Annotated in this window: 28 protein-coding genes; 13 read left to right on the top strand and 15 right to left on the bottom strand. The window is 61.0% G+C overall.

Features of this window, described 5'->3' with window-relative positions; genetic code table 11:
* The first annotated feature begins 5 nt into the window (after positions 1-5).
* From arsD to E5K03_RS17680, 6 genes are read left to right on the top strand one after another with little or no spacing between them, the layout of a single operon-like run.
* On the top strand, positions 6-341 hold the full coding sequence (gene arsD, locus E5K03_RS06555; protein ID WP_138005572.1) for an arsenite efflux transporter metallochaperone ArsD: 336 nt from the start codon (positions 6-8) through the stop codon (positions 339-341).
* The gene (gene arsA, locus E5K03_RS06550; RefSeq protein WP_138005570.1) at positions 342-2,282 is read left to right on the top strand and encodes an arsenical pump-driving ATPase; all 1,941 of its coding nucleotides are present in this window, start codon (positions 342-344) and stop codon (positions 2,280-2,282) included. It abuts the gene before it with no gap.
* Positions 2,279-2,644 carry a halo-CC-star protein HcsL gene (gene hcsL, locus E5K03_RS06545; protein WP_138005567.1) on the top strand — a complete coding sequence of 122 codons (366 nt, stop codon included), beginning with the start codon at positions 2,279-2,281 and terminating at the stop codon, positions 2,642-2,644. Before arsA ends, hcsL begins: the two co-directional genes overlap by 4 nt.
* Positions 2,635-2,823, top strand: coding sequence for a halo-CC-star protein HcsS (gene hcsS / locus E5K03_RS06540; RefSeq protein ID WP_138005565.1), 189 nt, complete (start codon positions 2,635-2,637; stop codon positions 2,821-2,823). Before hcsL ends, hcsS begins: the two co-directional genes overlap by 10 nt.
* A 55-nt stretch (positions 2,824-2,878) precedes the next feature.
* Positions 2,879-4,120 carry a M20 family metallopeptidase gene (locus E5K03_RS06535; protein WP_138005563.1) on the top strand — a complete coding sequence of 414 codons (1,242 nt, stop codon included), beginning with the start codon at positions 2,879-2,881 and terminating at the stop codon, positions 4,118-4,120.
* On the top strand, positions 4,005-4,388 hold the full coding sequence (locus E5K03_RS17680) for a plastocyanin/azurin family copper-binding protein (RefSeq protein ID WP_138005561.1): 384 nt from the start codon (positions 4,005-4,007) through the stop codon (positions 4,386-4,388). The genes E5K03_RS06535 and E5K03_RS17680 overlap by 116 nt, the downstream gene beginning before the upstream one ends.
* Positions 4,389-4,397: 9 nt before the next feature.
* Here the strand turns inward: E5K03_RS17680 and E5K03_RS06525 are convergent, their stop codons facing one another.
* Positions 4,398-4,694, bottom strand: coding sequence for a CDGSH iron-sulfur domain-containing protein (locus E5K03_RS06525; protein ID WP_138005559.1), 297 nt, complete (start codon positions 4,692-4,694; stop codon positions 4,398-4,400).
* Between the two features lie 507 nt (positions 4,695-5,201).
* On the opposite strand from E5K03_RS06525, the gene E5K03_RS06520 reads away from it, so the two are divergent.
* The 3 genes from E5K03_RS06520 (at position 5,202) to E5K03_RS06510 (ending at position 6,855) form a co-directional block, all read left to right on the top strand.
* Complete coding sequence (locus tag E5K03_RS06520; RefSeq protein ID WP_138005557.1) at positions 5,202-5,444, top strand: thioredoxin family protein; 243 nt, start codon at positions 5,202-5,204, stop codon at positions 5,442-5,444.
* 6 nt (positions 5,445-5,450) lie between these two features.
* Positions 5,451-6,380, top strand: a complete 930-nt coding sequence (locus tag E5K03_RS06515; RefSeq protein ID WP_138005554.1) for a permease — start codon at positions 5,451-5,453, stop codon at positions 6,378-6,380.
* A gap of 103 nt (positions 6,381-6,483) precedes the next feature.
* On the top strand, positions 6,484-6,855 hold the full coding sequence (locus tag E5K03_RS06510) for an ArsR/SmtB family transcription factor (RefSeq protein ID WP_138005552.1): 372 nt from the start codon (positions 6,484-6,486) through the stop codon (positions 6,853-6,855).
* Between the two features lie 31 nt (positions 6,856-6,886).
* On the opposite strand, the gene E5K03_RS06505 is transcribed toward E5K03_RS06510, so the two are convergent.
* The 6 genes from E5K03_RS06505 to E5K03_RS06480 all read right to left on the bottom strand — a co-directional run bounded on the left by E5K03_RS06505 (position 6,887) and on the right by E5K03_RS06480 (position 11,884).
* The gene (locus tag E5K03_RS06505) at positions 6,887-7,957 is read right to left on the bottom strand and encodes an ABC transporter ATP-binding protein (protein ID WP_138005550.1); all 1,071 of its coding nucleotides are present in this window, start codon (positions 7,955-7,957) and stop codon (positions 6,887-6,889) included.
* Positions 7,954-8,769, bottom strand: a complete 816-nt coding sequence (locus E5K03_RS06500; RefSeq protein ID WP_138005548.1) for an ABC transporter permease — start codon at positions 8,767-8,769, stop codon at positions 7,954-7,956. Before E5K03_RS06500 ends, E5K03_RS06505 begins: the two co-directional genes overlap by 4 nt.
* On the bottom strand, positions 8,766-9,722 hold the full coding sequence (locus E5K03_RS06495; RefSeq protein ID WP_240729963.1) for an extracellular solute-binding protein: 957 nt from the start codon (positions 9,720-9,722) through the stop codon (positions 8,766-8,768). The genes E5K03_RS06500 and E5K03_RS06495 overlap by 4 nt, the downstream gene beginning before the upstream one ends.
* Positions 9,723-10,298: 576 nt before the next feature.
* A complete protein-coding gene (locus tag E5K03_RS06490) occupies positions 10,299-10,502 on the bottom strand; it encodes a DUF7521 family protein (RefSeq protein WP_138005546.1) in 204 nt (67 codons plus the stop codon).
* A 151-nt stretch (positions 10,503-10,653) separates the two neighbouring features.
* Positions 10,654-11,028 carry a hypothetical protein gene (locus tag E5K03_RS06485; protein ID WP_138005544.1) on the bottom strand — a complete coding sequence of 125 codons (375 nt, stop codon included), beginning with the start codon at positions 11,026-11,028 and terminating at the stop codon, positions 10,654-10,656.
* 166 nt (positions 11,029-11,194) lie between these two features.
* Positions 11,195-11,884: a helix-turn-helix domain-containing protein gene (locus E5K03_RS06480; RefSeq protein ID WP_138005542.1), complete on the bottom strand. Its 690-nt coding sequence runs from the start codon at positions 11,882-11,884 to the stop codon at positions 11,195-11,197.
* A 101-nt stretch (positions 11,885-11,985) separates the two neighbouring features.
* Here E5K03_RS06480 and E5K03_RS06475 point away from each other — a divergent pair, with 101 nt between their 5' ends.
* Positions 11,986-12,501: a hypothetical protein gene (locus tag E5K03_RS06475; protein WP_138005540.1), complete on the top strand. Its 516-nt coding sequence runs from the start codon at positions 11,986-11,988 to the stop codon at positions 12,499-12,501.
* Between the two features lie 61 nt (positions 12,502-12,562).
* Here E5K03_RS06475 and E5K03_RS06470 read toward each other — a convergent pair whose 3' ends face one another.
* The 7 genes from E5K03_RS06470 to E5K03_RS06440 all read right to left on the bottom strand — a co-directional run bounded on the left by E5K03_RS06470 (position 12,563) and on the right by E5K03_RS06440 (position 20,780).
* Positions 12,563-13,708: an Mrp/NBP35 family ATP-binding protein gene (locus E5K03_RS06470; protein WP_138005538.1), complete on the bottom strand. Its 1,146-nt coding sequence runs from the start codon at positions 13,706-13,708 to the stop codon at positions 12,563-12,565.
* The gene (locus E5K03_RS06465; protein WP_171006616.1) at positions 13,705-14,379 is read right to left on the bottom strand and encodes a TorD/DmsD family molecular chaperone; all 675 of its coding nucleotides are present in this window, start codon (positions 14,377-14,379) and stop codon (positions 13,705-13,707) included. Before E5K03_RS06465 ends, E5K03_RS06470 begins: the two co-directional genes overlap by 4 nt.
* A 117-nt stretch (positions 14,380-14,496) precedes the next feature.
* Positions 14,497-17,241 (bottom strand): molybdopterin-dependent oxidoreductase, encoded by a 2,745-nt coding sequence (locus E5K03_RS06460; protein WP_138005534.1) that lies wholly within the window; start codon positions 17,239-17,241, stop codon positions 14,497-14,499.
* A 4-nt stretch (positions 17,242-17,245) separates the two neighbouring features.
* Positions 17,246-18,067: a 4Fe-4S dicluster domain-containing protein gene (locus tag E5K03_RS06455; protein ID WP_138005532.1), complete on the bottom strand. Its 822-nt coding sequence runs from the start codon at positions 18,065-18,067 to the stop codon at positions 17,246-17,248.
* Entirely contained in the window at positions 18,060-19,286 is a 1,227-nt protein-coding gene (gene nrfD / locus E5K03_RS06450; RefSeq protein WP_138005530.1) for an NrfD/PsrC family molybdoenzyme membrane anchor subunit, read from the bottom strand. Before nrfD ends, E5K03_RS06455 begins: the two co-directional genes overlap by 8 nt.
* A 235-nt stretch (positions 19,287-19,521) precedes the next feature.
* Positions 19,522-20,190 carry a helix-turn-helix domain-containing protein gene (locus tag E5K03_RS06445; RefSeq protein WP_138005528.1) on the bottom strand — a complete coding sequence of 223 codons (669 nt, stop codon included), beginning with the start codon at positions 20,188-20,190 and terminating at the stop codon, positions 19,522-19,524.
* Between the two features lie 257 nt (positions 20,191-20,447).
* Positions 20,448-20,780 (bottom strand): carboxymuconolactone decarboxylase family protein, encoded by a 333-nt coding sequence (locus tag E5K03_RS06440; RefSeq protein WP_138005526.1) that lies wholly within the window; start codon positions 20,778-20,780, stop codon positions 20,448-20,450.
* Between the two features lie 100 nt (positions 20,781-20,880).
* Here E5K03_RS06440 and mobA point away from each other — a divergent pair, with 100 nt between their 5' ends.
* From mobA to E5K03_RS06425, 3 genes are all read left to right on the top strand, one after another.
* A complete protein-coding gene (gene mobA, locus E5K03_RS06435; RefSeq protein WP_138005525.1) occupies positions 20,881-21,498 on the top strand; it encodes a molybdenum cofactor guanylyltransferase in 618 nt (205 codons plus the stop codon).
* Positions 21,499-21,582: 84 nt separating this feature from the next.
* A complete protein-coding gene (moaA, locus tag E5K03_RS06430; protein ID WP_138005524.1) occupies positions 21,583-22,572 on the top strand; it encodes a GTP 3',8-cyclase MoaA in 990 nt (329 codons plus the stop codon).
* A 79-nt stretch (positions 22,573-22,651) separates the two neighbouring features.
* The gene (locus E5K03_RS06425; protein WP_138005523.1) at positions 22,652-24,262 is read left to right on the top strand and encodes a transposase; all 1,611 of its coding nucleotides are present in this window, start codon (positions 22,652-22,654) and stop codon (positions 24,260-24,262) included.
* A 375-nt stretch (positions 24,263-24,637) separates the two neighbouring features.
* On the opposite strand, the gene E5K03_RS17500 is transcribed toward E5K03_RS06425, so the two are convergent.
* Complete coding sequence (locus E5K03_RS17500; protein ID WP_138005522.1) at positions 24,638-26,314, bottom strand: transposase; 1,677 nt, start codon at positions 26,312-26,314, stop codon at positions 24,638-24,640.
* Between the last annotated feature and the right edge of the window lie 63 nt (positions 26,315-26,377).

The raw sequence follows: 26,377 nt of genomic DNA, 5'->3' as shown, positions 1-26,377 counted from the left end.
AACCAATGACCCAAATCAAACTCTACGAAGAAGCGATGTGTTGTTCCACAGGTGTCTGTGGACCCGACCCCGACGACGAACTCGTCGAGGTGAGCGCCGCACTCGACCAATTCGAAGACGAATTCGAAGAGGCCGAGATCTCGCGTGCGAATATGCAGCACAACATCGACGAGTTCCTCAACACCCAGGAGATCTACGATCTCGTCCAGGAGAACGGCCCTGAGATCCTCCCGATTACGACTGTCGACGGCGAGATCGTCGCCAAAGAGGAGTACCTCTCCTACGACGAGCTGGCAGCCGAACTGCGCGACAAACAGACTGAGCCACAGGAGGCCCACTAAATGGCAACAACGCAACCAACGACTGACGCACGAGACATTGTAGAACCGAGCGGCGACGACACCGAGTTCGTCTTCTTCAGCGGGAAAGGCGGCGTCGGCAAGAGTACCGTCAGCTGTGCAACGGCGACGTGGCTCGCCAACAACGATTATAACACGCTGCTGGTCACGACCGACCCCGCGCCGAACCTCTCGGATATCTTCGGCCAAGAGATCGGTCACGACGTAACCGCAATCGAGAATATCGAGAACCTCTCGGCCATCGAGATCGATCCGGATCAGGCCGCCGCCGAGTACCGCCAAGAAACCATCGAGCCAATGCGCGAACTGCTCGACGACGAGCAGATCAGCGCCGTCGAAGAACAGCTCAACAGCCCCTGTGTCGAAGAGATCGCCGCGTTCGACAACTTCGTCGACTTCATGGACTCGCCGGAGTATGACGTGGTCGTCTTCGACACTGCGCCGACGGGCCACACCATCCGGCTGATGGAACTGCCATCCGACTGGAAGGCCGAACTCGAAAAAGGTGGTTCGACCTGTATCGGCCCCGCCGCTTCGATGGAGGAACGAAAGAAGGACTACGAGCGCGCCATCGACACGCTCCAGGACAGCGAGAAGACCTCGTTTGCCTTCGTTGGCAAACCCGAGGACTCCTCGATCGACGAAATCAACCGCAGTGCATCGGATCTCGGCGAGTTGGGGATCGAGTCCCAACTGCTGATTATCAACGGCTATCTGCCCGAGTCGGTCTGTGAGGACCCCTTCTTCGAGGGAAAACGAGAGGACGAACAGGCAGTCATCGAACGCGCCGAACGCGAGTTCGGTGCCAACGCGATGGCGACCTACCCGCTGCAGCCCGGCGAGATCGCCGGTCTCGATCTGCTGGCTGACGTGGGCGGTGTCCTCTACGACGGCAACGAGGCCACTGTCGACGTGGGGTCGGCAACCAACGTCGACACTGACGAGGCGGTCGACTTCGACTCGCTGACCGATCCCGACGCGGTCGCCGAGAAACTCCAGCCGGTCGACGGCGAGACACGCTATCTCTTTTTCACTGGGAAGGGCGGCGTCGGCAAGAGTACCATCGCCGCGACCTCGGCGACCAAACTCGCCGAGGCGGGCTACGAGACGCTTGTGGTCACGACTGACCCGGCAGCCCACCTCGAAGACATCTTCGGCGAACCCGTCGGCCACGAGCCGACCTCGGTGAGCCAAGCAAATCTCGATGCAGCCCGCATCGACCAAGAGAAAGCCCTCGAAGAGTACCGCGAGCAGGTCCTCACTCACGTCACCGAGATGTACGAGGACAAAGACGACACCGAGATCGACGTCGACGCGGCCATCGCCAACGTTGAGGAAGAACTCGAATCGCCGTGTGCCGAAGAGATGGCCGCCCTCGAAAAGTTCGTGGGCTACTTCGATGAGGATGGCTACGACTACGTCGTCTTCGATACCGCGCCGACCGGTCACACGCTCCGACTCCTGGAGCTCCCCTCGGACTGGAAGGGCTTTATGGATCTCGGCTCGCTGACGAAGGGTGCGGCTCCCGCCAAGGGCGACCAGTACGACAAGGTGATCGAGACGATGCAAAATCCCGACAAAAGCTCGTTCGCCTTCGTCATGTACCCTGAGTACACGCCGATGATGGAGGCCCATCGGGCGGCCGAGGACCTGAAGGACCAGGTCGGCATCGAGACCGCCTTCGTCGTCGCCAACTACCTGCTACCCGAGGAGTACGGCGACAACGCCTTCTTCGCCAACCGCCGGGCCCAACAGCAGCAGTATCTCGGCGAGATCCAGGACCGCTTCGAGACGCCGATGATGCTCGCGCCGCTCCGGCAGGACGAACCCATCGGCCTTGACGAACTCAGCGCGTTCGGCGACGCAGTGACCGGGCTGGCTGAACTCACCGACAACCAATCCGCAGAGGTGCCACAACAATGAGTGAAACCCAATCCGCAGAAGACGCCGTCGAAGGGAAGCTCCAGGCGTTTATTGACGCCGTCGAGGACAGCGAAACCTACCAGCAGTTCATGGCCGCGAACCAGCAGCTCGAAAACGACGACGAGGCCATGGAACTGCTCAATGAGTACCGCCAGAAACAGCGACAGATGCAGATGAATTTCGATCAGTCGCTGATGGAAGACCTCCAGGAGATCCAGAACGAAATGTCCGAAAACAAGACCATCCAGCAGCACAAGGCCGCCCAAACGGAGTTGGTCGAGCTGCTCCAGGAGACCAACGACGTGATCAGCGAACCGCTCGGCATGGAGTTCGCCCAGTCCACGGGAGGTGGGTGCTGTTGAGCTCTTCTGAGCAAGAAGTCCTGGCGGCCGCCGAGGAACTCGGTGAAGAGCTTCGCAACGCCCAGCAGGAACAGAGCCGCTTCCAGTTCAACTCGCTGCTGATGCGGTGTAACGACGCCATCGGCCGCGAAATCGGCATCGACTACGGTAGCGCCTGCGGTGCTGGCGGCGGCTGCTAAGTAGTCACACCGCGCTCCGTTTTCCCCGTCGACGTCCCTCTCAGAGACACCGATCATGACCCAGAGCCACCCATCCCACCCGGATACTGCCCGCCGCGAGCGACTCGCCGAGTCGACGCTCGATCTCCTGGCGTTCGATACGCAGAACCCGCCCGGCGAGACCGCCGAGCTACTGGCGTGGCTCGAAGGGGTCATCCTGGAGTGGGGCGTCGACACCGAGTGGATCGAGACCGTCGACGGCAAACCCAATCTCGTAGCGACGATTCCCGGCGACAGCGAGTGGACGCTACTGTACGAGGGCCACGTCGACACCGTCCCCTACGAGGCTGATGCATGGGAGTACGATCCGCTCGGCCAGCGCATCGACGACCGGCTCTATGGCCGGGGAGCGACCGATATGAAGGGGACGGTCGCCGCGATGATCGAGACGCTCCGGGGGTTCGCTACTGCCGACGAACGACCGCCAACCACACTCCAGTTCGCCTTCGTGAGCGACGAGGAGACCGGCGGCGAGGCCGGTATCGACGCCGTCCTGGCGGCCGATGCGATCAGTGCCGACGCCGCCGTCGTCGGCGAGACGACTGCGACCGCCGATCGCTACTCGGTGGCGGTCGCCGACAAGGGTCGGATCTGGTTGACGCTTGAGGCCAGCGGCGAGGCCGCCCACGGCTCCCGTCCGATGTGCGGCGAAAACGCCGTCGACCGGCTCTACGAGGTGATCTCGGACTGTCGGGAGTCGATAACAACCGGTCGGCTCGGCTATCCGGAGACGGTCGACCGCATCGTCGAGGAGACCATCGACTACTACGCAGCCAGCGACCGGAGCCCCCTTGCCTCCGAGGAGGCCTTCGCCTATCCGACCGTTAATCTTGGACGGCTCGAAGGCGGCTCGACTGTCAACAGCGTCCCCGGCACGGCGACCGCCGAGGTCGACGTTCGTGTCACGCCGGGAGCCTCCACACGGGCGGTCTTCGAGCGGATCGACGCCTGTCTCGGGGCGAAACCCGACGTCTCGATTACGGACGTCTCGATCCAGGAGGGCAGCTACACCGATCCCGCCGCACCGTTCGTCGACTGGGTCGTCGAAGTCGGCCAGGAGGTCGGCGATCAGCGCGTCTTCCGGCGGTGTGCGACCGGTGGCGGCGACGTCAAGAAACTACGGGCCGCCGGGATCCACGCCGTTGAGGCCGCCGTCGGCAGCGACACCGCCCATCAGGCCGACGAGTACGTCCCGCTCGACGCGCTCGAAGCGACTGCCGAGTGGTACCGCCAGCTCCCGTGGGCAGTCGCTCCCTGAGGGAACCCGACGGTACAGACGAGCCGCCCGTTGGCGAGGCTGTGGTTCACGTCCTCCCGAAGCCCGTAGAGACCGAGCGATCCGGCGGCGGGCCCGTACCTCGTACTCCAAGGTCGACCCGGCGAGCGACGCCGAGTGGGAGGACCATGATCCGATCGTGGACACCGGGTTCACGTTTTCGAGCACGTTCGAGACAGCAGGCGTCTACGCCTACTACTGTGACCCCCACCTCTCGCTCGGCATGAAAGGGGCGATCGTCGTCGAGTGAAGACGGCGGTCACTGGGCCCCGTCGGACGTCTCGCCGATCTCTTTCTCGCCCGCATCGTCGTTTCCGTCGTCGTAGTGCACGCGGTCGACCTGTCGACGCTGGCGGTCGTCGTCAGCCTCGACGGCGAGATATCGATAACAGACGCCGTCGGCTTCGTCCTGTGTCGCCCGGTGGGAGCCGTCACAGAAGGGGAACTCTGCCGAGAGCCCGCACTGACAGACGGCGATATCGCCCTTTTCGGGGTCGAGGTCCGATTCATCGAGGATTCGCGGTTCTGTCCCGTCGAGTTCGACAAGGCGGCTCATACCTGCGGTCGCCCGCGGACGGATTTAAACGTAGCTCCGCGTTCGGACCCGACGATCCTCGTCACACTTCCGGGCGTAATTGTGGACTCTCTTGGAGGATAGCCAGCACGACACGATCGCCCACTACAGCACACCGATCCGCAACGCCCCCGAGCTCGCCGACTCTCGGCAGACCTGCTCAGCACTGAATCGAAATATCTCGATAATATGATACAGATGTTGTCGACAGAGCTGCTGGGAGAGACTGGAAACGAACACACGAGAGTCGGGGTGTACTGTCATATGGGCGGCTCAAACACGATATCGTACCGTTTTTCTGCAATCACACTGCGTCGTCGAGTGTGAAACGATGACTTCCCGCTCGCCAGTACGAATCGAATTTCTTCGAAACGTATTTATCCCATACCGTATTTTATCGATACGTATGATGGAGACGACAGTCGAGACGACCGGAACGGAGCGACGAACGACCGCTGCTGACGAATTCGCCACTATAGGAGGAACCCGATGAAGATCACCGTTTACGGCCCGTCAGGGTGCAGTAACTGTACACAGCTCAAGGAGACGACCGAGGCGGTCGTCGACCGCAACGACATCGACGCCGATGTAACGAAAGATACCGATATGACGAAACTGGCCGCCAAGGGGATTATGTCGACGCCAGGCTTCGAGATCGACGACGAGATGGTCTTCAGCGGTTCGACCCCGGCGGCTGACGAACTCGAGGAGATCATCACGGAGCGACTGTAAGCCGGGATGGTCTTCGACCAGTTCGCGACGTATGTCGTCGACGCACTCGGGCTGGAGGGGGCTCTCAGAGCGGCGGCGCACTTCTTCGTGTACGACACGCTGAAGATTCTCGCGATCCTCACTGCAGTGATCTTCGGAGTCACCTACCTCCGGACGTACTTCCCGCCGGAGAAAATTCGGGACTACCTCGACGGGAAGACGGCCTTCACCGGCTACTTTCTGGCCGCGGTGTTGGGGATCGTCTCGCCGTTCTGTTCGTGTTCGACGATCCCGATCTTCCTTGGGATGGTCGGCGCTGGCATCCCCTTCGGCATCACGATCACGTTCCTGGCGGTCTCGCCGATGATTAACGAGGCCGCGCTGGTCGTCCTCCCGAGTGTCGTGGGCCTTGAGTTGACCGCGCTGTATGCGGTCAGCGGCGTTACCATCGGGATGACAAGCGGCTACACGCTCAACAAATTGGGCTTCGACCGCTACGTCGATGACTTCGAGTTCGGCGATTCGGGGGTCGACCTCGATGAACCGACCAGACGCGAACGGCTCGAAGAGGCCTACGTCGAGGCCAAAGAGATCATCCTCGAAATCATCCCCTACGTGATCATCGGCGTCGGTGTCGGGGCGCTCATCCACGGCTACCTCCCCGAACAGCTGGTCGAGACCTACCTCTCGGGCCAGTGGGGCGTCTTCGGCGCGGTCGTAGTCGGCGTGCCGATGTACACCGATATCCTCGGTGTGATCCCGGTCGTCGAGTCGCTGATCGGCAAAGGGCTGCCGATCGGGACCGGCCTCGCGTTTATGATGTCGGTCGCCGCGCTCTCGCTCCCGCAGTTCATGATCCTCAAGAAGGTCATGCACAAGGAGCTGATCGCGGCCTACGCGGGGACGCTGGCCACCGGAATCCTCCTGATCGGCCTGCTGTTCAACGTCGTCCTCTAAGGCCACATTCGACCCTCGCTGTTCACCGTAGCCGAACCCTTTTGACCCGAACCGAACAATATCGATTCGAGCGTCGACTCGCTGTCGACACCAGATCCCTATCATGACTGACACCGTACCGGAATCGACACGCCAGACTCTCGAACGCCTCTACGAGAACCCCGACGACCGGCTGACCTCGCTGTTCGAACTCGGCGCAGATGACGAACAGGTCGACGCCCAGCTGACGGTTTTTAAAGCGTTGGCGAACGAACACAGAGTCCGCATCCTGGATGCCCTCCGTGACGGCGAAATGTGTGCCTGTGAGCTGCAGGTCGTTCTCGATGCGCCACAGTCGACCGTCGCAAGCCACCTCCGAGAGCTCAAAGATGCCGGAATCGTCAGGAAACGCCGCCAGGGCAAGTGGACCTACTACCGGATCGGCGATACGGCCGTGCTCCAACTGCTCGACATCGCCGAGGTCCTCGACGAGTAGCTCCTGGACTCGCGCCGATCACACTGACCCCCTACCGGCCCACTGTGTCGTCCGTTTGATCGAACAGTTGGAGTGCCGATTTCGGGACTGCAACCGTCACCGACTCGTCGACCGCAGGCGGTCGCGCGTGCTGTTCGACGAGTAGTTCCGTGCCGGTCTCTGTCCGAACGGTCACGTCGTAGCGCCGACCGAGATCGCGGACCCGGCGCACCGTCCCCGAGAGACCGAACTCCCCCTCGCGGGGCGAGCCGATAGACAGCGACTGCGGACGGAGATGACCGCGAAGCGTCGTCCCCGCCGGGGGCGTCTGTAGTGTGTCCTGGATCGGTATTTCGTGTTCGCCGATCACGATTCGGAGCGGATCACTGTCAACGACGGTCGCCGTCAGCCCGGTCGACCGGCCGAGAAACGAGGCGACGAAGGGTGTCGGCGGCGACTCGTAGAGCTCGCGCGGCTGACCGACCGCCGCAACCGACCCCTCGTTCATCACGACCAGCCGGTCGGCAAGACTCATTGCTTCTTCTTGGTCGTGGGTGACAAACAGGGTCGTCACGCCGGTCTCGCGCTGGATCCGGGCGATCTCCTCGCGGAGTCCGAGCCGCAGCGACCGATCGAGCGCCGACAAGGGTTCGTCGAGCAACAGCACGTCCGGCTGTGGAGCCAACGCCCGCGCGAGTTCGACCCGCCGCCCCTGGCCGCCGCTGAGTTCGCCCGGATACGCCTCGCGTTGGTCGGCAAGGTCGACCAGATCCAGATACTCCGCGACGATCGCCTCTCGCTCGTCCGGGTCAATATCCCCTGCTGTGAGCCCGTAGGCGACGTTTTCGCCGACGGTCATGTGGGGGTAAAGCGTCGACTGCTGAAAGACGAGACCGACCCTCCGAGCCTCCGGCGGCTGATCGGTCACGTCCTCGCCACGAAGCCGGACCCGCCCGCTGGTCGGGGAGATGTGGCCGGCGATCGCCTGGACGAGCGTCGTCTTCCCGCAGCCGCTTGGGCCAACGAGCGCGACTAACTCCCCGGATTCGAGGCCGAACGACACGTCGTTGAGTGCCCGTTCGGTGCCGTACTGGTGGCTGAGGCTTTCGACATCGAGCGTCATCGCTCGACCACCGTCGGCAGTCGACCGACACGCTGGAGGGCCGCAACGACCAGTAGCGTCAGCCCGAACAGGGCCAGTGCCAGCGGGAGGATGGCATCGATCCCGCCGCCGATGAAGTTGACCCAGATCTGAGTCGGGATCGTTCGGGGGTTGTAGGCGACCATCATCGTCGCACCGAACTCCCCCATCGCCCGCGCGAAGGTAAGAATAATCCCTGCGATGATCGAGCCGCGAGCCAGCGGCAGCGAGACGTTCCGAAACGTCGATAGCGGCCCGTAACCGAGCGAGCGGGAGGCCTGTTCGAGCCGTTCGTCGATCGCCCCGAACCCCGCGCGAGCAGTGATAATCACGAACGGCGCGGCGACGAACGTCTGGGCGAGGACGACCCCGATCAGGCTCCCGGTCAGTGGAAGCCCGACTGCCGCGGCAGCCGACCCCAGCGGCGTGAACCGCCCGACGGCGGTCAGCAGCATCGCCCCACCGACGACGGGTGGAACGACCAGCGGCAACACGACCAGCGCCTCGACGAGCCGTTTGCCGGGAAACGACCGCCGGGCCAACACGTAGGCCAGCGGAACGCCGAACCCCGTCGCAATAGCCGTCGACACCGGTGCGGTCACGAGCGAGTGGCGGATCGCCCCCTGTGCGCCCGGCGTCGACAGTTGCTCAAGGATCGGTGTCGAGCCGACACGGGCGAGGAACGTGACGAACGGCAGCGCGAAGTACAACAGTAAGAGACCGCCGAGCAGCGCGGGTACGAGCAACTCGGGGCGGCGGTGCTGGCCGCCGATCCAACCGCGGGCGAGGCTCACAGCGAGATCGCCTCCGGCACCTCGCCGGTCGTCGAGGGCAAATCCTCGCCGACGGTCAACCCGGCTTCTTGGAGCAATCCAGGATTGTCGACGATATACTGGACGAGCCGGTGGCCCGCCTCGGGGTTGTCGGCGTTGGTGTTGACTGTGAGATTGTAGAGGATCGGTCGCCCCTCGATGGTCTCGTCGTCGTCGAAGGTGTAGCTGACGCTCGCGTAGTGGTCCCGAAGCGCCGGATCGGCGAAACTGTAGGGGTTGGAAAATTCGGCGAACGAGAGGTCGTGGTCGACGGCCATGTTACGGTAGGTGACTGCTCCGACTCGGGAGCCGGTTTCGACGCCCGCCATGAGCTGGGGTTCCTCTGGCTCCCGGTAGACTCGGTCGACCATGGCGTCCCGAAAGCCAGCGAGGTCGTGTTCGCGTTCGGCGAGTTCGAACGCCTGGATGGCCCGATACCCCAGCGGATCGAGCTCCGGATCGCTGATGGCGAGATCGCCGTCGTCGGTTTCGCGGGCGAGGTCGTACCACGGCTCGCCGCCGTCGAGCCGCCGCCCGAACTCGGTCTCGGGACTGTAGCCGATCCCGAGGCTGTTGGCGGCGAACGCGATATCCCAATCGGCGAACTCGGGATACAGCCGGTCCTGGAGGAGTGTTGCGTCGGCGCTGACGATCACGTCGGGGTGTTTGGTTCGATCGGTCACCATCCGCATGACTGCGTTCGTGCCGTAATACTCGCCGTGGATGTCGATTCCGGTGTCGGCCTCGAACGCTGGGCCGACGTGGTCCTCGACGGTTCGGGCGAGACTCCCGGCCGACAGTACGTCGACCGAACCCCCGCTCCCGGCGGCGAGACAGCCAGCAAGACCGCCGAGCGCCGATGCGCCGACCGCACAGAGCGCCCGACGCCGGGAGAGCGATCCGTTCGTCCAGCTCGTAACCATTTGTACTGTCATAGGTCGCGCTGCGGTGATTACTTTCGGATACCCGTGTAACTGATTCAGGTTGCGTTTCGCGGATTGTCACAGACGCTGGCCCTGACTGTGAGTCGGCTGCTGACTACGAGTCGACCGGCGACGAAACGATCTCGTCGGTCGACGTCTGATACAGCGAGTAGACGACGACCAGCACGCCGACTGCCGTGGCGGTGCTCTGGGCGACAACGCCGATGTGAAGTACCTCGGGGACAAGCCCCGAGGCTTCACCGTTTAGGGTTCTGCACCGCGCCCGCAGGCGAATTTAATTCCCCTCGACCTTCCCGAAATGAGTCGGTTGGAATTAACACCCGAACACTCGGTGTGTCCGTGAGGGTCGGTCGCTCCACCACGACCCGATAATACCCGTCTCACCACGCCAAAGACGTGGGTGTTGAGAGGTACCACATTTCGATAAGTTTGCTCAGTCAGCGTTGGATTAAGGTCTTTAACCCGTTTTTTGGGTTCTCTGACTGTACTCTACTGTACGAAACGTGGTTAATTAAACATTCGTGTCGGCTTCACCCTCGGGGTCAAGCCCCGAGGCACTCGCCTTGCTTATCTGTAGAGGCTCCCGGCGATGAGATACAGATAGCCACCGGTTGCGGCACCGACGCCGAGACAGGCGAATCCGACTGCGACCGTTCTGAGCGCGGCGATCCGGCTCCGTCTGAATGCCCGGCGGGCCAGCAAGGCGACCGTTCCACTGCCGAACAGTATCGTGGCGTTCGCGGCGAGGATCACGAGTGTGTAGCGGTCCATGGTGCGCTCCGTTCGACGGCCTGTGGCCGTCCATACCGTGGTGATGGTCACTATCGATATGATATACCGTGTCCATTCTCACTGAGAAGGAATCCGGTTGGGACGGAATATACTCGACTGCTGCCACATCGAGAAGAGACCTCGAGACACGTTAGGAGAGTTCTTCGCGTACGGGTGCCGACGACGGGAGGGAGGTATTATACTCCTGTGAGTCGGGTTTCTCGAGCTTGATGCCACCCTGTTCCCAGAGCGTCCCCTCAAGCCGCGTGGTGACGCCGCGAAGCGTTTCTTTGGCAGCCTCGTGTATCTCGCTCGTTATAAACGCCGTCCAATCTTCGATCGAGGAAAACCCGAAGAGGAACTTGACTTCCGGCGACAGCCTGTTGGTGTTGTACTGGACTTCGAAGGCGGCGATCGTGGGATGGCTCACCCATTTGAGGCTCCCCTCGGACACCCACCGGTCGTAGCGCTCCCGGCAGGCACCCATCACGTCGAACTCGATTTCGTATGTGTACTGTGTGTTCATCGGTAGACCTCCTCGTGTCCGTTCCGGTATACACCCTAGTCTCGCTCGTCGTCCATTGACCTACGGCTCAACAATTCAGCTTTTTAAATGCTCGCTGCGAGGCGAGTCCCTCGAGACGATTGTGAGTCGGTCGACTGCGCCGCAACATCGCGTCGACAGGACCCGATTATCGGAACGCCGCCAGCGCGAGTTTGGATTCGACCGCGTTCAGTCGCTGGGACATCGCGGACTTCGAGATGTCGAGTTCGTCTGCGAGCTCGCCAATGGTCGTCTCACGCGGCGTCTGATAGTAGCCAGCCGCGACCGCTTTGGTCGCCGCCTCGCGCTGTTTGGGTGTCAGATCGTACAGTTCGAGCGTGACAGTGGTCGACTGCTCGCCTTCGATGTCGTCGATTCGGCTGAGTCGACGGAGCGATACTCCTGCAGTCACGTCTTTTAACGCCTCGATCAGCTCGCTGAGTCGCTCACGGTCGGGAAGATACGTCTCGACGATCAGATGGTCGTCGTTGAACACGGTCGTCTGTGGGATACAGTCGTGTTCGAGAAACACCGGACAGTGGCACATCGATCCGAACTGCTGTTTGGAGTGGACGACACCCTGCTCAGGGGTATCGGTCGTCGCAGGGACATCGGTGTCGGTCGTTTCGGAGCCGTCGACCGTTGCAGGCGAGTTGGTGACGGTCGTATCCGTATGGCAGTCATTGCCGACGAACTGCTGGTTGATGTCGGTTATCTCGCCGTTAAGCTCGTCGAGCGGGCAGTCGATTGATTCCGAGGGCGTGATCTCGAACTCGGCGTACAGACGATGGGGCGTTACCGAGCTTGTCGAGCGGGCAGTCGACTGGTCCTCGGTCATACTAGACGGTTCGGTCCAATACTTAAATAGATGACCCAGCACCAGATCCGTCCTGATTAGTAATAGAAACACAGTTATGATGACGCTCCAACCCTGTTTGCATGGGAAACACGTCCTCCGGTTCGGATTCTCCGGACGTCGAATCGCTGGTCGAGGAAGCACGCTTCGTCTTCGGCGGGCTGTTGGTCGATGACACTCCGACGGTCGTCGAGTGTGTCGACGACGACGCCTTCCCCGACGAGGCGGCCGCCGACATGGCACTCGGGACGGCGGTCACAAGTATCACTGCCGACCTCATTCCGTTCGTGATCGACACCAAGGAGGAAGTCGGCGAGCCACCCGAAGCCGAGATCGACCACATGAATAGCTTCGAGGCCGTCGCCGACTCGCTTTCGGCCGCCGGAGCCTACTATCTCCTCGTCGAAACCGAGGCAGGCCGCTGGAAACGGGTCCGAAACGCAACGAGCGGCCGGTTTGAGGAGGGAAGCGAGGTCTCCGACCGGCGGGACGCCCGGTTCCGTTCGGCGGCCGCACTGGTCGACGAGGCCCGCGAGCGGATCGCCAACCTTCCGGACTCAGTCGACGGCGAAGAGATCCGGATTATCGACTGGTCCTGATCGGCCGGGTCGATGGCTTCAGCAGTTTTTTAACAGCTACCGAGATGAGCCGACGCGCCAGTCAGATCAGGCTGTCGTCGTCGCCCGCAGCCTCGTCGGCCTGCTGTGTGATCTGTTCTTGGTGCTCCGGCGAGAACACCAGCGGCGAGTTCGGCGCGTCGGCCGGAAGTTCGCCCTTGATCGCGCGGTTGACCGCGCCGATCCGGTTGGCGACCGCGTCCCGGAGGTCGTAGAAGTGGTCGGCCGCAGCCAGCCCTTGGAGGACAGTCACGGGCTTGTCGCTGTCGCCGCCCGAACGGATCTCCGGATCGATCGGGATCTCGGCCAACAGCGGGAGGTCGTACTCGTCGGCGACCTTTTGGCCGCCGCCGCTGCCGAAGATGTCGTAGACGTCCCCGGAGTTCGGACACGTAAAGGAACTCATATTCTCGACGATGCCGAGCACCGGCGTCCCGCGGTCGTGGAACATCCGAATCCCCTTTCGGACATCGGACAGCGCGATGTCCTCGGGCGTCGTGACGACGACCGCACCCGTAACGGGAACGCTCTGCAGGAGGGTGAGCTGTTCGTCGCCCGTTCCCGGCGGGAGGTCGACCAACAGATAGTCGAGTTCGCCCCACTGGGTTTCCTCGATCAGCTCCGAGAGGAGTTTATCGACCATCGGCCCCCGGAGCATGGCGGGGTCGGTATCGTCGTCGGCGAGGAAGGCCATGCTCATGATCTTGATCCCGTCGGCTTCGGGCGGGATGATCAGGTTGTCCTCGGTGAGGCCGGGTTTGGCTTCGATCCCCATCATCGGCGGGACGTTCGGCCCGTAGATGTCGGCATCGAGCAGGCCGACGCGCGCGCCGGTCTCCGCCAGCGCGTTGGCGAGGTTCGTCGCCACGGTCGTCTTTCCGACCCCGCCCTTCCCGGAGGCGATCGGGACGACGTTTCGAACCTTCGGGAGGGGACTGTCGGGGTCCTCCCACGAGAGGCTGATCCGAACGTCGGGTTCCAGCCCCAACTCCTCGATCTCTTCTCGGATCCGGTCGGCCATCGTCTTTTCATCGGTGGAATACGGCGCGTTGAACGCCACGGCGATCTTGGCCGTCCCGTCTTTGATTAGTATGTCGTCGACCAGGTTCAGCGAGACGATATCCTCGCCGAGCACCGGGTCGTCTACCTCCCGGAGCCGTTCGCGGATCTGTGTTTCGTCGACAGTCATTGTGGTTCCTCTCCGTTCAGCACCGGTATCAACTCGTCGCCCTCCTCCAGTGCGTTCAGCCGGTCGGCCAGTCGCTGGCCGTCGCCCTCGACGAACGTCTGGAGTTCTTCGCCCAGCAGCCGGTAGAACTCGGTGTCGGCGTTTGCTCGCATATTATCGGCGATCTCCGAGATCCACCGGCCGAGATGGGCTTTGAGGAACTCGTACTGGCGTTCGAGCAGATGGACCGCGGCCTCGAACTCCTCGCCTTCGAGGGCCTCGATCTCGGTCGCAACGAGCAGGTAGACGAATTCGAGTTCCGGAATGATGTGGTCAGCTGGTTCGCTGAGGTTCATATCGACGCCCACCCGTCGGTACTCGGCTTCGACGGCCTCGGTGGCATCGGTCATCACGCGGTCTTCGGCGTCGACATATACTGACTCGTAGGGCGGTGCTTCCAGCTCGAAGGGGCCGACGAACAGCCGGGCGTGATCCAACCGTAGCGACTTGCGGTCGGTCATCGCCGCGTCGAGTCCCGACACGTCGACTGCGACCGTCTCGGGGGACTCCTCGGCCAGCCGGTCGTGCAGGTCGTCGCTGGGCTCGCCGAAACACGCCGCCAGCAGCTGGTAGGTCCGTGCCCGGCGGCGTTCCGGGGCATACTGGTCGTCGGCTCCGTCCGTCTCGTTCATGGTGGTGTTCCGTGTGCTCATAGGTTAGAGGTTGCGCAGAAATCGGGCCGACGGAGCCGACACGGCGTGTCGGTGTCGACCGTGCGTGTGGTTCACTGTCAGTTCAGCGAGAGTCTGTCACCGCTTTTCGATCTTGACCTGGACGTTGCCGTAGTAGACCGAACTCCCGCTGAGTCGGTCGTACTCCGCGCCGATGATGCGGTTGTTGTGGCTCCCGCGGGGTTCCTCACCGAACTCCTCGGAGGCTTCGGTTCCGTAGGCCCAGTGGCCCTGGCCCCACGTTTTGGCGACCGTGCCGGGCCGGACTCCCTCCCAGAGTTTGGCCGTGGTCTCGTTTTCGCCCGCTGGCGATTTGATCACGATGTCGTCGCCGTTCTCGATGCCGAGTTCCGCGGCGTCTTTGGGGTTGATCTTGGCGACTTCCATGTCGGGCTCGTCGCCAGGGTTGACGTCGTTGAACTCGTAGACCCACGTCGTGTTGTGCGCCCGTCCCTCGCGGCCGAGCCGCGATTTGTGGTCGACGAACTTTAGTGGGTACTCCTCGGGGTCGCCCATGTTGTAGGGCTCCTCGTAGTGGGGAACGAAGGCGTTCGGTGCCTCGGAGTCGTCGACCCGTCCCTGGTAGTTACACACCTCCAGGACCGTGTTGATGTCCGTGTCGTGTCTGTCGGCGTGACGCTGGAGTGCGTTCTGGAGCGTCTCGCCGTCGAACTCGAAGACGCCCGAGTCGGTGCCGAACTCGCCGCCCTCCGATGGCCAGCGGTGTCGGTAGTCCCATTTGTCGGTGTGCCAGATGCCCCGCTCGCGGAACTCGACCCAGCTGTCGAACTCCTCGCCGCCGGGCCAGTCGTAGTCGCCGTTGCGGTAGTCGGAGTCCCAGATCGGCTGGGTTCTGATCTTGGCCGCGTTGCGGGCGAACGCCTGGGCGCGGAGTTCACGGCTCTCGAAGTCGTCGCCGGGGAACTCCTCGCGGACCGTCTCGCCGGTCTCCGGATCCGGGAACTCGGTTTCGAAGAACCGGAGCATGTTGTCGAAGCCGCGCTCGGCGAGGGCTTCGGCGATGAGGTACGGTACCTCAGTCTCCGAACTCTTGGTGTCCCAGAGCCGACCGTTTTCGAGGACATCCCGCGGATCGTCAGGGTTGTCGGCCATCACGGGCGTCATCAGGTTGATCGTCCGGTAGCCCTGCCCGGTGCTCTGTAGCTGGCCCCAGCGTTCGAACTGGTGGTGGGTCGCCGGGAGGATGATATCCGAGAACCACGCCGTCTCACTGGCGTGGGTCTCGATCGTCGCGTGGAACGGGATCTTCGCCAGTGCCTCCTCCCAGCGCTGGCTCTCGGGGTTCGAGAACGCGAAGTTGTTCCAGTACGACAGCAGCACCTTGACCTCGTTGGGGTCCTCCTGGAGGATACCGTCGGCCGCGTTGTTGGTGACGACGCCGCCACCCGATTTCCCCTTCTTCAGTGCCGGGAACTCCAGGCGGCCGCGCTGGTCCATCTTCTCCCGCGGGACTTCGTTAGCCTCGTCGACGTACAGGCCGCCCTTGGCGACGTCGTCGATGTAGTCGTCGGGAGCCGGGAGGCCCTCGGTCGCCGTCCCCGGGGCGTACAGCGTGCCGCCGCGGTTGCCGACCGAGCCGACCAGTCCGTTGAGCGCGTGGATCGCCATCGAGGCGGGGCTGCCACGGACCTGCATCACCGGGCCGCCGCCGAGCCACGAGATCGCCTGTGGCCCGGCCTTGCCGAAGCCGGTCGCCACGCGTTCGATCTGTTCGGCCGGAACGCCTGCGCGTTCGGCGGCCCACTCGGGATCTTTGTCATACAGTTCTTCGTTCCACCAGGTGACGACTCCCTGGCTGTTAACCGAGTCCTCGAACGTCGAGGGGTCGACCTGCTCGCCGGGGACGAAGCGGTTCTCGCCGTCGGCGAAGTCGCCGACGAACTCGCGGTTCCACAGGCCGTCCCGAAGCAGGACGTGGGCCATCGCCGAGGCGAGCGCGCCGTCGTATCCGGGCTTGACCGGGAGCCACTCGTCGGATTTCGTCGCCGTAGAGGAGAGCCGTGGTTCGACGACCGCGACCGTCGCGCTGTCCAGTAGATCACCAAAGGAGTTCGAGTAGTGTGAGACCTGTCGGTTCGTCGAGATGGGGTCGGCCCCCCACGCGATGACGTAGTTGGTCTCGGTCACGTCGTACTGGCGGTAGCTCCATTCGCCTTCGGTGTACATCGGGCCGAACTTCTCGGCTTCCGCACAGATCGCACTGTGCGAAATGTTGTTCGGCGAGCCGATGATCTTCGGCAGATCGTTGTAGATAATCGGCCGGAGGTAGGTGTAGCGCCCACGGGTGAGCATGAACTTCTCGGTCTCTTGGTTTTCCCGGAGTTCCATGATCCGATCGGCGATCTCGCCGATGGCTTCCTCCCACGAGATCGGCTCGAACTCGGGGTCGACGCCCTTGCCCTTCTCGGGGTTGGTCCGCCGCATTGGCTGTTTGACCCGGTCGGGATCGTACAGCTGCTGGATCGCCAGATCCTGGCGCGGACAGTCGTTGCTGCCGTGGACCTTTGAGTCCTCGTTGCCGCGGGTTCGGAGCACGCGGTTGGTCTTGTCGTCGACCAGGATCTGGGCCGAACACCATGAGGTACAGCCAGCACAGTTGCTGGGCCGCCATTCGCCGGTGTGTTCGACCAGCGCGTCGCGGTAGTCGTCTGCCTGTGCGGCTGCTTGGAGGCTACTCAGGCCGGTGCCGAGGCTCGCCGCCACCGCACCGACCGCGCCTGCTTTCATGAAGTCTCTGCGACCGAACGAGAAGCCGAACCTCCCGCCGTCGTCGTCCGTGGATGTAGTATCGTGTTGGCTCATTGTCCTAATCGCTCAGTCCTGGTTCGCCCTTGCCCTGTTCGTAGCCGCCGCCGTTGTAGTCGCGCACGTATTTGACGCTGGGTTCGGTTCCTTTGTCTTCCTGGAGGACCTCCGGGTGGTACTTCCCGAGGACCTCGTTGACCTTGCTGTCGGGGTCGTTGAGGTCGCCGAAGATCCGTGCCTCACACGGACACTCCTCGACACACCGGGGGAGTTCGCCCTCGTTGAGCCGGTGGACACAGAAGTTACACTTCTCGACGACACCCTTATACCGCGTCGGGTGTTCGTGTTCGCCGACCTCCCGGTTGGGGTTGTAGTACGGCGGGGCGTCCTCCTCGACACCCGCGCGTTCTTTGACCTCCTTTGGAGTCGCGGTGCCGTTCTCGATGGCGGCCTCCTCGATCTCCCACCGCGGGTGGGGGTCTTCCTTGTTGATGTGGATCTCGTCGTACGGGCAGTTCATCATGCAGGCCTTGCAGCCGATGCACTGTTCGTGGTCGTGCATCGTGATCCCGCCCTCGCCCTTGTAGAGCGCCGAGGTAGGACAGCCCGAGGCACACGGCGCGTCGTCACACTGGTTGCAGAGCGTCGGCGTGTACTCGTAGCTGACGTTGGGGAACTCGCCGCTGGTCTCGATGAGGCGGCTGGAGTAGGCATGCCCCTCCTGGAGGTTGTTCTCCTGGGCACAACCGATGTTACAGGCAGCACAGCCCGTACACCGCTGGAGGTCGATGGTCATACTCAGGTTGACGCCCTCCTCCTGGAGGTCGGTCTCGCTGAGTTCGGCGCGCATTTCGTCGTCGAGTGTTTGGGAGTCGCTACTCATGGGTGTATCCTCCGTGGTCGGCCGTCGGCTCCGCCGGCGGTTCGTCGAGTCGCATTAGCAGCGTTCCGGCCGTGTAGATGAACGCCGCCAACGCGAGCGCGAAGACGATCAGTGCGATCTCGACACCCGACGGAATGTAGCTTACGATCGGGTACTGGTGGCCGGGGTCGGCCGTCAGCGCGACGACTTGGCCGCCGACAACGAACTCGTATCGGGTCACGAACAGGCCGACGAGTGCGGCCGCAGAGGCCGCCAGCACGCCGGTCGGTGTTCGGGTACGCTTCGCAGTCATCAGGGCGATGGGAACGACCAGCCCGACCAGAATCCCGAGTCCCCAGTAGATGGGGGCGAACGATCCCAGCAACATCTGCTCGTAGGCCATCGCCGTCGAATCGCTCGTCGACGTCAGCCCGTAGATCGCCTTGATTGCGGCAATGACCAGCCCTGCGCCCGCAAGGACGCCGACGAGTTTGCCGACGTAGTCGGTCATGAGCGCCGACAGCTCCGGACTCATATCTCTGCCTGTCAGTTTGTGTTCGGCGATGACGACCGCACCGACCGCGGCGATTCCCGAGAGAATCCCGGTGATGATGAAGTACACCGGCGCAAGCGCGCCGCCGTAGTAGGGTCGGGCCGGAAGCGTCCCGAAGATCATCCCGGCGGCGACCATCACCGCGAGGCCGACACCGAGCCCGGCAACGCCGACGAGTTTAGTCAGCGACGGGGAGTCGACCCAGTCAGTCTCGACCAACACGAGCAACGCCACGAGGACAGCTCCGAATGTGCCAGCGAACATGATGACCCACCAGATCGGCGACGATGGGTTCGCGTTTATCACCGCGTGGATGATCGGGCGCTCGGGTCGACCGAGCCCGATGGCGATGGTGAACAGCCCTGCTGCAAGCGTCGCCAGCGCGAGGAGCAACCCCCGCTTGAGCAGGCGGTCGAACCGCCCGACGTCGAAGACGAGTGCCAGCGAGACGATGCCGACCATGATGCCGGCGCTCGTCAGCAGGAAGAACTCGTAGGTCGAAATCAGGATACCCCATGGGAGCTGGTTGCTGATCCCGAGAGCGATCGTCCCCTCGGTGAGGACTCTGAAGGCTCCGTAGAGGCCGACGAGGAAGCCAGCCCCGATCAGCACGAGCCACGAGACGAACCGTTTGCCGGTCGGGATATCGTTGAGGCTCTCGACCCGGCGGCCGGTCGACTGGCTCATCGGCCTGCCTCCGTGTGGGATCGGTGTGTCGAACCGCGTTCAGGCGGTTCGTCAGCGGGCAACCGCAACGCCCCCTGTTTCCAACCGTCGTCGATGTCTGCTGGAGATTCGAACATGGGTATCACCCTCTATCTACTCCAACAATACTCTCCACCATATCCCCATTCCACAATAATACAGGTCTTTATATACTCCGGGGCAGTCGATCGGCTGAATCGCCCGGCTACTGGTTGGGCTACGTCCGGTCTCTAGCGTCCCCGAACGCACCGAGAGCGAGTTTCGATTCGACCGCACTCAGCCGTCGGGAGAGTGTCGATTCTGAACACTCCATCTCGGCTGCGAGCTCGGACAGCGAGATTTCTCGGGGACGCTGGTAGTAGCCAGCACCGACCGCCCGCATCGCCGTCTCTTGTTCGAGTTCGGTCAACGTCGAGAGATCCAGCGTCGTCGTTTCGGTCGCTCCCTCCTCGGCCGCCTCGACGCGCATAAGACGCCGGAGCGAGAGCGTCTCAGTTACCGCCTTGAGATCCTCGACTAATTCGGTGAGCAACTCCCTGTTAGAGAGATACGTTCGGACGACGATCCGGTCGTCGTCGGTCGCGATAATCTCCGGAATACAGTCGAAATCGAGAAACACCGGACAGTGACAGTCGTCCTGTATGTCGGTTCTGGTGTGGACGACTTCCGGTTGGGGATCCTTGCCGTCGTCGGCCCTTTCGACGGTGGTGTCGGTGTGACACGTCTCACCTGTAAATTGCTGGCTCGTCGACGTGACTTCATCCTCGAACTCCTCCAGTGGACAGTCGAGCGACGGAACTGATCGGAGTTCAAACTCGACGTACAGCTGTCGTGATCCTGTCGACGCCGATGTTTCGTCGTTCGATGGTCCCTCACCGGCAGACATTGAATAGCTGATCGACGATTGAGTATATAAATCGAGTGTTGGTTCTCTATTTTTGAGAAATATGCTATGTAGTCATATGTTCTTTATGCATATCTGGATGAAAAAGAGAATTCCCCCATTTGTGAATGTCTTCGGAGCAGACGGGCGATGGCATTGGTCAGTAGATTCTGAACATCGACACGTATCGCTCGCGGACGAATGTGAATAATGAAAGTCGGGCGATCAGGAGCCGATACGAACCGATGTCGTCAGGGCCGCTACTCGTCGATCAGGTCGTCGATCCACGTCAGCGTCGCCATCGCCTTCGGGAAGCCGAGGGTCGGAATCGAGAGGATCGCTACATGTCGGAGCGTCTCGGGGTCGGTACCCTCATCGAGGGCACGCCGGACATGGGAGTGGACCGCACCCTCGGACTCGGAGCCAGCCGCGAGCGCAAGTTTGACCAGTCGTTTGGTCTCGTCGTCGATAGAGCCTGCCTCGGAGCAGGCTTTCCCGAGATCGGAATAGGCATCCCAGACCTCTGGGTACTGGTCGGCGAGTTCGCCCGCGGTCGACGGTAGCTCTTCGGTATCTTCGATTTCGTCAGCCATACATCCTAGTTTCACGGACTTGATAAAAACTGTTGTGACGATTACGAATCCATAGGAACAATCATGTCTCGATATCACAGTTGTCGACTAAGGATCTCTCGTGACGGATCACCCACGAACCGGCGTCGTGCTCGCTGGGGGCTACTCGACCCGCTTCGGCGAGGCGGACAAGGCCCTCGCGGAGATCGACAGCATCCCGATGGTCGCCCGCGTCGTCAACCGGCTTTCGGAGGTCGTCGACAGTATCGTCGTTAGCTGTCGGGACGACCAACAGCCGGGGTTCGAGCGTTCGATCTCGGAACTCGATCTCGATCTCCCGGTTCGGTTTGCCATCGACCCCGAACCTGACAGAGGGCCACTGGCAGGTATCAAACACAGTTTCGACACGGTCGACTCGACGTACGCTGCGGTCGTCGCCTGTGATATGCCCTTCGTCGACCCGGCGTTCATCGCGTTTCTGTTCGACCAAGCAGGGGGACACGACGCCGCAGTTCCCGAACTCGAAGACGGCCACCAACAGCCGATGCAGGCGGTCTACCACGTCGGTCGAACAGTGACCGTTGCCACACAGCGACTCGCCGCCGACAGCCGTAGCCTCCACGGAACGCTTTCCGAACTCGATACCGTCGTGATTCCCCCGACAACTGTTTCGGACCGTACAACATGGCGATCGCTACACGATCTCAATTCACGCGATGAGTTCGACCGTGTCACCTAACATCTGGTAGGGTGTAATCAAATATGGTTTCGCCATCTGAGTAATGCCTGCTTATTTAACTTCACACGGAATCCGTAGCTATGTATGAGTGAGCCACTCGAAGACGAGTTCGGACGGGAGGTGACTGAAGTCCGAATTTCGCTGACCGACCGCTGTAATTTCGACTGTATCTACTGTCACAACGAGGGACTGGGCGATACACGAGGGCCCATGGAGCCATCCGATGACGAGCTGACCGCCGATGAAGTCATACGGTTTCTGGAGGTCGTCGAAGAGTTCGGCATTGAAAAAGTCAAATTCACTGGCGGTGAGCCCATGCTGCGCGCCGATCTCGAAGATATCATCCGTCGGACGCCGGAATCGATGGAGGTCTCGCTGACGACCAACGGGAGCTTCCTCCGTGGTCGCGCCGAAGACCTCAAAGCGGCTGGGCTCGCCCGCGTCAACGTCTCCCAGGACGCGCTCAATCCCGAACAGTTCGCCGCAGTAACGAAATCGGGAGCCTACGAAACGGTACTTGATGGCGTTGAAGCCGCCTTGGAAGCCGGGTTAGCCCCTGTCAAACTAAATATGGTCGTCTTCGAGCAGACCGCCGGCTACGTCGAGGGGATGGTCGAGCACGTCGCCAACCGTGAGGGACTCCAACTCCAGCTCATCGAGTATATGCCCGAGTTAGCGGGTCGACCCGAGTGGAACATCGACATCGGGCGCGTCCACGATTGGCTTGCTGACATTGCCGATCGAGTCGAACGCCGCGAGATGCACAACCGAAAACGATACTGGGTTAGTAGTACTGACCCCGACGCCGTAGGCGATGGCGATCCTGGAATGGTTGAGATCGTCGACCCAGTCGAGAATCCAACCTTCTGTGCGAACTGCCATCGCGTCCGTGTCACACACAATGGATATCTTAAGGGCTGCCTGAATCGTAACGATGATTTGCAGTCGATGGGCGAGATGAGCCGTACCGAGATCCGCGAGACTTTTGAAGATGTTGTTGCAAACCGAATTCCATACTACGGTGAATACCTCGCTGAAAATGATGACAGCGAGTGGGTACGCAACGTCACCTAATTTCCACCTCAACTGTCTAGTAGCAAGGGCAAACAGACGAAACCTTGGTAGCTTCTATGTTGGCAACTAAAGTGGGAGAATGCGGAACTCGTTGGATCCTCTCTCGGATCGTGCCTGCTGGATGATCGACGCCTATAGTACAGGGATCGAAATCACTGAGCAGTTGCGAGCAGGCAACACCCTCTCGTCGAGTATTGCAGAAAGTTCGATTCGAACTGAATTACTTGATGATGGGTATCCCGAGTGGCATCCTGCTCCGCCTTCGTTTCTCGGGATGGTCCGACTCCTCATCTACCGAGAGATCACGGGCGATAGTTATCGGGAGTTGGCCCGATATCAGAAGCTTGCTAAGCCGTTGGGTTTAGATCATATCCCAGATGAGTCGGTCCTCTCGCGAACGTGGCGTAAACGCTTCGACGACGGTGTCCGCGAGTTTGTTCGGATTGCCGCCCACTTCGTCGTCAAAGAGGTCCACGACTGCGATTTCTCGGCTCCTGGTGTTCGGCCGAAATCAGAGGTTGTCGACAAGGAGAATTGTTCTACTGAGGACGACGAGGCAGCTGTTCGAGAGTTCACTGACGAGCAAATCTACCAGACGACCCGTCTTGCTCGTGACCACGGCTTTAGTGGGTTCGATTCTGGCCGCGCGGTGAACGCTACCTACGATGATACGCAGTTCTTCGAGTTACAGACGTTCATGGGGATAGTCGGCTGTGGGACGCCACAGGGTGCAACCCGTTTCCAGTACCGACACGGGCCGGATAGCGGTCCACACGGCGATACTCACCTCAGGGTCGTCAAACAGTTTGAGCCTGACTCTTTGATCGATGGGTTCGAGGCGGCAACGGATCGACTACTCTCGGCGATCAAATCTGAAGCCTCGTTCCGTCGACCAGTCACGGCTGCTATCGACATAACGACTGTACCATACTACGGCGATGTCGACGGGATGCCGATGGTTAGTGGGCTTGATCAGGAGAACCGAGCGTTCAAGTTCGCCACCCTGTCGATTGTCGGGCTGAACATCCCACTCATTCTGGCTGTGGAACCTGTCCGTGAGAGCTCAGCATGGGACGAGAACCCACCGAATCAGATCCACCGGGTCGTCCGCCGACTCGTGACACGAGCGAAAGAACACGTCCCAATTGAGACGGTACTCTGTGATCGAGAATTCGATGCCCAGCGAGTCTACCAGACACTCTCGAATCTCGGGGTGAATTATCTCATCCCGAAGCGAATCAACAGCACTGAGCAGGAGGTGATCGAGACGATGGAAGCTGACGGACAGACTATCGCGGTGGAATCAGCGTCTGTTCATGTTGAGGCAGGAAGCCATTCGATGCAGTTCTTGTACGTACCGTCAACGAAAGGTAATGGGACGACCGTTTTCGCAACGAATCTCCGAGTCAGCCCGAACGAAGCTGAGGCGTTCTGTCGGCGCTACAGCCGCCGCTGGCAGATCGAAAACGAGTACAAGAGCATCAAGGGTGACTTCCTAGCGAAGACATCCTCGAAGGACTACCGGGTACGGCTATTCTACTTCGTATTCGCCGTGCTACTGTACAATATCTGGCGGCTCACCGATTTCCTGCTGAAAGCCGGTGTCGACAATGAGATGGACTACGCGCCGGTTCTCACAGCCGGAGAATGTATAGAGTTGGTCTGCGGAGAACTGATACCACCCGATTAACGACTAGATCACCTACGGCTCGCGTTTTTTGAGTGGCAACACTCCCATTTGAGATCAAAAGACGATTAATTTCTGGTGTATCTCAAATAGTGAGCACGGAAAATCGTCTGTCGGCTACTCGATTAGCTCTGATAGCTGAAAAATAACGGGAACCGGCTCAGTTCTACCCCATCCTCCGAAACTGTGAAGTTGAGACTATGGCGGGTTTAGCGGGCCTGTGATGCGTGGTTTCGGCCGGTTCAATTAGTGGAGACTGACTCAGATTGCTCACCAAACGGCCTGTCTTGTTGAACTTACAACCATATACGCGAATTTCGGAGACGTCCGACAGCGTTGCCACTCAGATGCTGCGCTACCACGGGGAGAGCCACATTACTATCCGATTCCGGTTTCCTTCTTCACCAGCGTCAGCGTGTTATCAGCTGTCACGATCGGCGAGTGTTCATACTCACCGTTCAACTCGACCTGCACGAGTAGATCGACCGCTCGCCAGATCGAGTACAGCAAACAGGCGAACGCGAAGTAGAAGAATCGCAGTCCAAAATTCTTCGAGGTCGTCGCCGCCATGAACCGTTTAATCGACTTGTAGCCGCTCTCGATCTCCCACCGATAGCTATACTCAGTGAGAAGGCCACTTCCTCGGTTCGTCATGAACACCGAATATTGCCGGTGGTCGTTGTGTTCGGAGTTCTCTTTCCGACGGTAGATCAGCGTCGTCGAGTGCCACTCGTTGTCGCCCAAGTGCAGTTTTCGATCAGTCTCGTAGCGATCTTTCCCTCGCTTGAGAAGGCGCTTGGCTTGGGCTTTCTCGCTGGTCTGCATCCGCTTTGGGACGACGTAGGAGAGCCCGCGCTGGCTGATCATCTCCAGGACGTGCTGACTGTCGAACTCCCTGTCCATCAGGATGTTATCGACGTGAACGAGTTCCTCTGCAGAGTCAAGCAGATCTTCAACAATTTCCTTACGTGACTCGCCTCGTTGAACTGGTCGCGCATCGAGCACGAGTGGGACAGCGTTGCCGACCAGCTGGACTGTCGCCCACTGGTAGGCGTACTCGTCGTTCTTCTCCTTCGTTCCGATAATCTCGTCTTCGTGGTCCGTCCTATCGCCCGTGAAGGGATCGTCCTCGGTGATGTCGATGGCAACGATACCTGCGCGGAAGAACTCCTCCGTCTCCGCGAGTTCGTTAATGAGTTGCCGGATTGCCTGTCGGTACATCTCGCGAATCTGCTCGATAGGGAGATTACGAATCTGGTCGCGATGACCATGCCCGAGTGGTGTTCGCTCACGTGTCGACTCGTGGATGAAGCTTCGAGCGCCCTCGTTGGCGGCCAAGTTCTCACGGAGTCCTAAGTAGGTCTGTAAGCCCCAGTAGGCGTTCTCGGGAATCTCACAGCCCTCGCCACGGTTGAGCGAGAACGCGGGGGACACAACGCGACTGACGTGCTTGGTAATCGTCTCTGCCTTGTCGAGAATGGCCTGGTCGTCAGGGTTCGATTCAGCGGCATCGTGGCCTCGATGCGGGAGGCTTTGTTCTGGTTCGCGTGGTACGGCGACATCGGCGTTCTGCGCTTTGATGAGGATCGTTCGAGCCGCTTTCTGGATCGTCTCGCGGAGATCTCGCGTGAAGCGCTCGTTCCAGCTGCGCCACAGTGTCGATTGATCAGGCACCGTCCCCAACTCTAGGCGTCCGCAGAGTGCGGGGTGGCTATCGAGGTACTCGACGAGAGATGTTTCGTGCTTCCATCCGTGGAGTTCTTTCAGCACGAAGACGCGAAAGAGGGTATCCATCTCGTAGTGTGTCGAACTTCCGTAGCAGTCGTGGGCCTCGAAGCGGAAGTAGGCCAGAGGAATCGAGCAGACAAACTGTTCGAGTGAGTCATGCTCAGGGTGCGTAAACCAGACACTTGAGACGACTCGAACGTCCGATTCTACCCCGGCGAGCGAGGTTCGATCGTACAGCGGTGTCGAGTCATATGTGGGCCACTCGACGTGCTGCTGGTGTGCAATCCGACGAAAGACTATGCGTTGTGACTCACGAGTCCCAGCCACTATGAGATACTGAACACGACACGCTCAAGAATCCGTCTAACTGATCAGTATAGGAGACTCACA

The sequence above is a fragment of the Halalkalirubrum salinum genome, from assembly GCF_005543295.1.
GTDB lineage: Archaea > Halobacteriota > Halobacteria > Halobacteriales > Haloferacaceae > Halalkalirubrum > Halalkalirubrum salinum.
The sequence above is the reverse complement of the archived record's forward strand: the minus strand, read 5'-3'. Positions and strand labels throughout refer to the sequence as shown.

Coding starts and splice junctions, on each gene's coding strand:
- arsD (WP_138005572.1), top strand. CDS start 6: ATGACCCAAATCAAACTCTACGAAGAAGCGATGTGTTGTTCCACAGGT.
- arsA (WP_138005570.1), top strand. CDS start 342: ATGGCAACAACGCAACCAACGACTGACGCACGAGACATTGTAGAACCG.
- hcsL (WP_138005567.1), top strand. CDS start 2,279: ATGAGTGAAACCCAATCCGCAGAAGACGCCGTCGAAGGGAAGCTCCAG.
- E5K03_RS06535 (WP_138005563.1), top strand. CDS start 2,879: ATGACCCAGAGCCACCCATCCCACCCGGATACTGCCCGCCGCGAGCGA.
- E5K03_RS06525 (WP_138005559.1), bottom strand. CDS start 4,694: ATGAGCCGCCTTGTCGAACTCGACGGGACAGAACCGCGAATCCTCGAT.
- E5K03_RS06520 (WP_138005557.1), top strand. CDS start 5,202: ATGAAGATCACCGTTTACGGCCCGTCAGGGTGCAGTAACTGTACACAG.
- E5K03_RS06515 (WP_138005554.1), top strand. CDS start 5,451: ATGGTCTTCGACCAGTTCGCGACGTATGTCGTCGACGCACTCGGGCTG.
- E5K03_RS06510 (WP_138005552.1), top strand. CDS start 6,484: ATGACTGACACCGTACCGGAATCGACACGCCAGACTCTCGAACGCCTC.
- E5K03_RS06505 (WP_138005550.1), bottom strand. CDS start 7,957: ATGACGCTCGATGTCGAAAGCCTCAGCCACCAGTACGGCACCGAACGG.
- E5K03_RS06495 (WP_240729963.1), bottom strand. CDS start 9,722: ATGACAGTACAAATGGTTACGAGCTGGACGAACGGATCGCTCTCCCGG.
- E5K03_RS06490 (WP_138005546.1), bottom strand. CDS start 10,502: ATGGACCGCTACACACTCGTGATCCTCGCCGCGAACGCCACGATACTG.
- E5K03_RS06485 (WP_138005544.1), bottom strand. CDS start 11,028: ATGAACACACAGTACACATACGAAATCGAGTTCGACGTGATGGGTGCC.
- E5K03_RS06480 (WP_138005542.1), bottom strand. CDS start 11,884: ATGACCGAGGACCAGTCGACTGCCCGCTCGACAAGCTCGGTAACGCCC.
- E5K03_RS06475 (WP_138005540.1), top strand. CDS start 11,986: ATGGGAAACACGTCCTCCGGTTCGGATTCTCCGGACGTCGAATCGCTG.
- E5K03_RS06470 (WP_138005538.1), bottom strand. CDS start 13,708: ATGACTGTCGACGAAACACAGATCCGCGAACGGCTCCGGGAGGTAGAC.
- E5K03_RS06465 (WP_171006616.1), bottom strand. CDS start 14,379: ATGAACGAGACGGACGGAGCCGACGACCAGTATGCCCCGGAACGCCGC.
- E5K03_RS06460 (WP_138005534.1), bottom strand. CDS start 17,241: ATGAGCCAACACGATACTACATCCACGGACGACGACGGCGGGAGGTTC.
- E5K03_RS06455 (WP_138005532.1), bottom strand. CDS start 18,067: ATGAGTAGCGACTCCCAAACACTCGACGACGAAATGCGCGCCGAACTC.
- nrfD (WP_138005530.1), bottom strand. CDS start 19,286: ATGAGCCAGTCGACCGGCCGCCGGGTCGAGAGCCTCAACGATATCCCG.
- E5K03_RS06445 (WP_138005528.1), bottom strand. CDS start 20,190: ATGTCTGCCGGTGAGGGACCATCGAACGACGAAACATCGGCGTCGACA.
- E5K03_RS06440 (WP_138005526.1), bottom strand. CDS start 20,780: ATGGCTGACGAAATCGAAGATACCGAAGAGCTACCGTCGACCGCGGGC.
- moaA (WP_138005524.1), top strand. CDS start 21,583: ATGAGTGAGCCACTCGAAGACGAGTTCGGACGGGAGGTGACTGAAGTC.
- E5K03_RS06425 (WP_138005523.1), top strand. CDS start 22,652: ATGCGGAACTCGTTGGATCCTCTCTCGGATCGTGCCTGCTGGATGATC.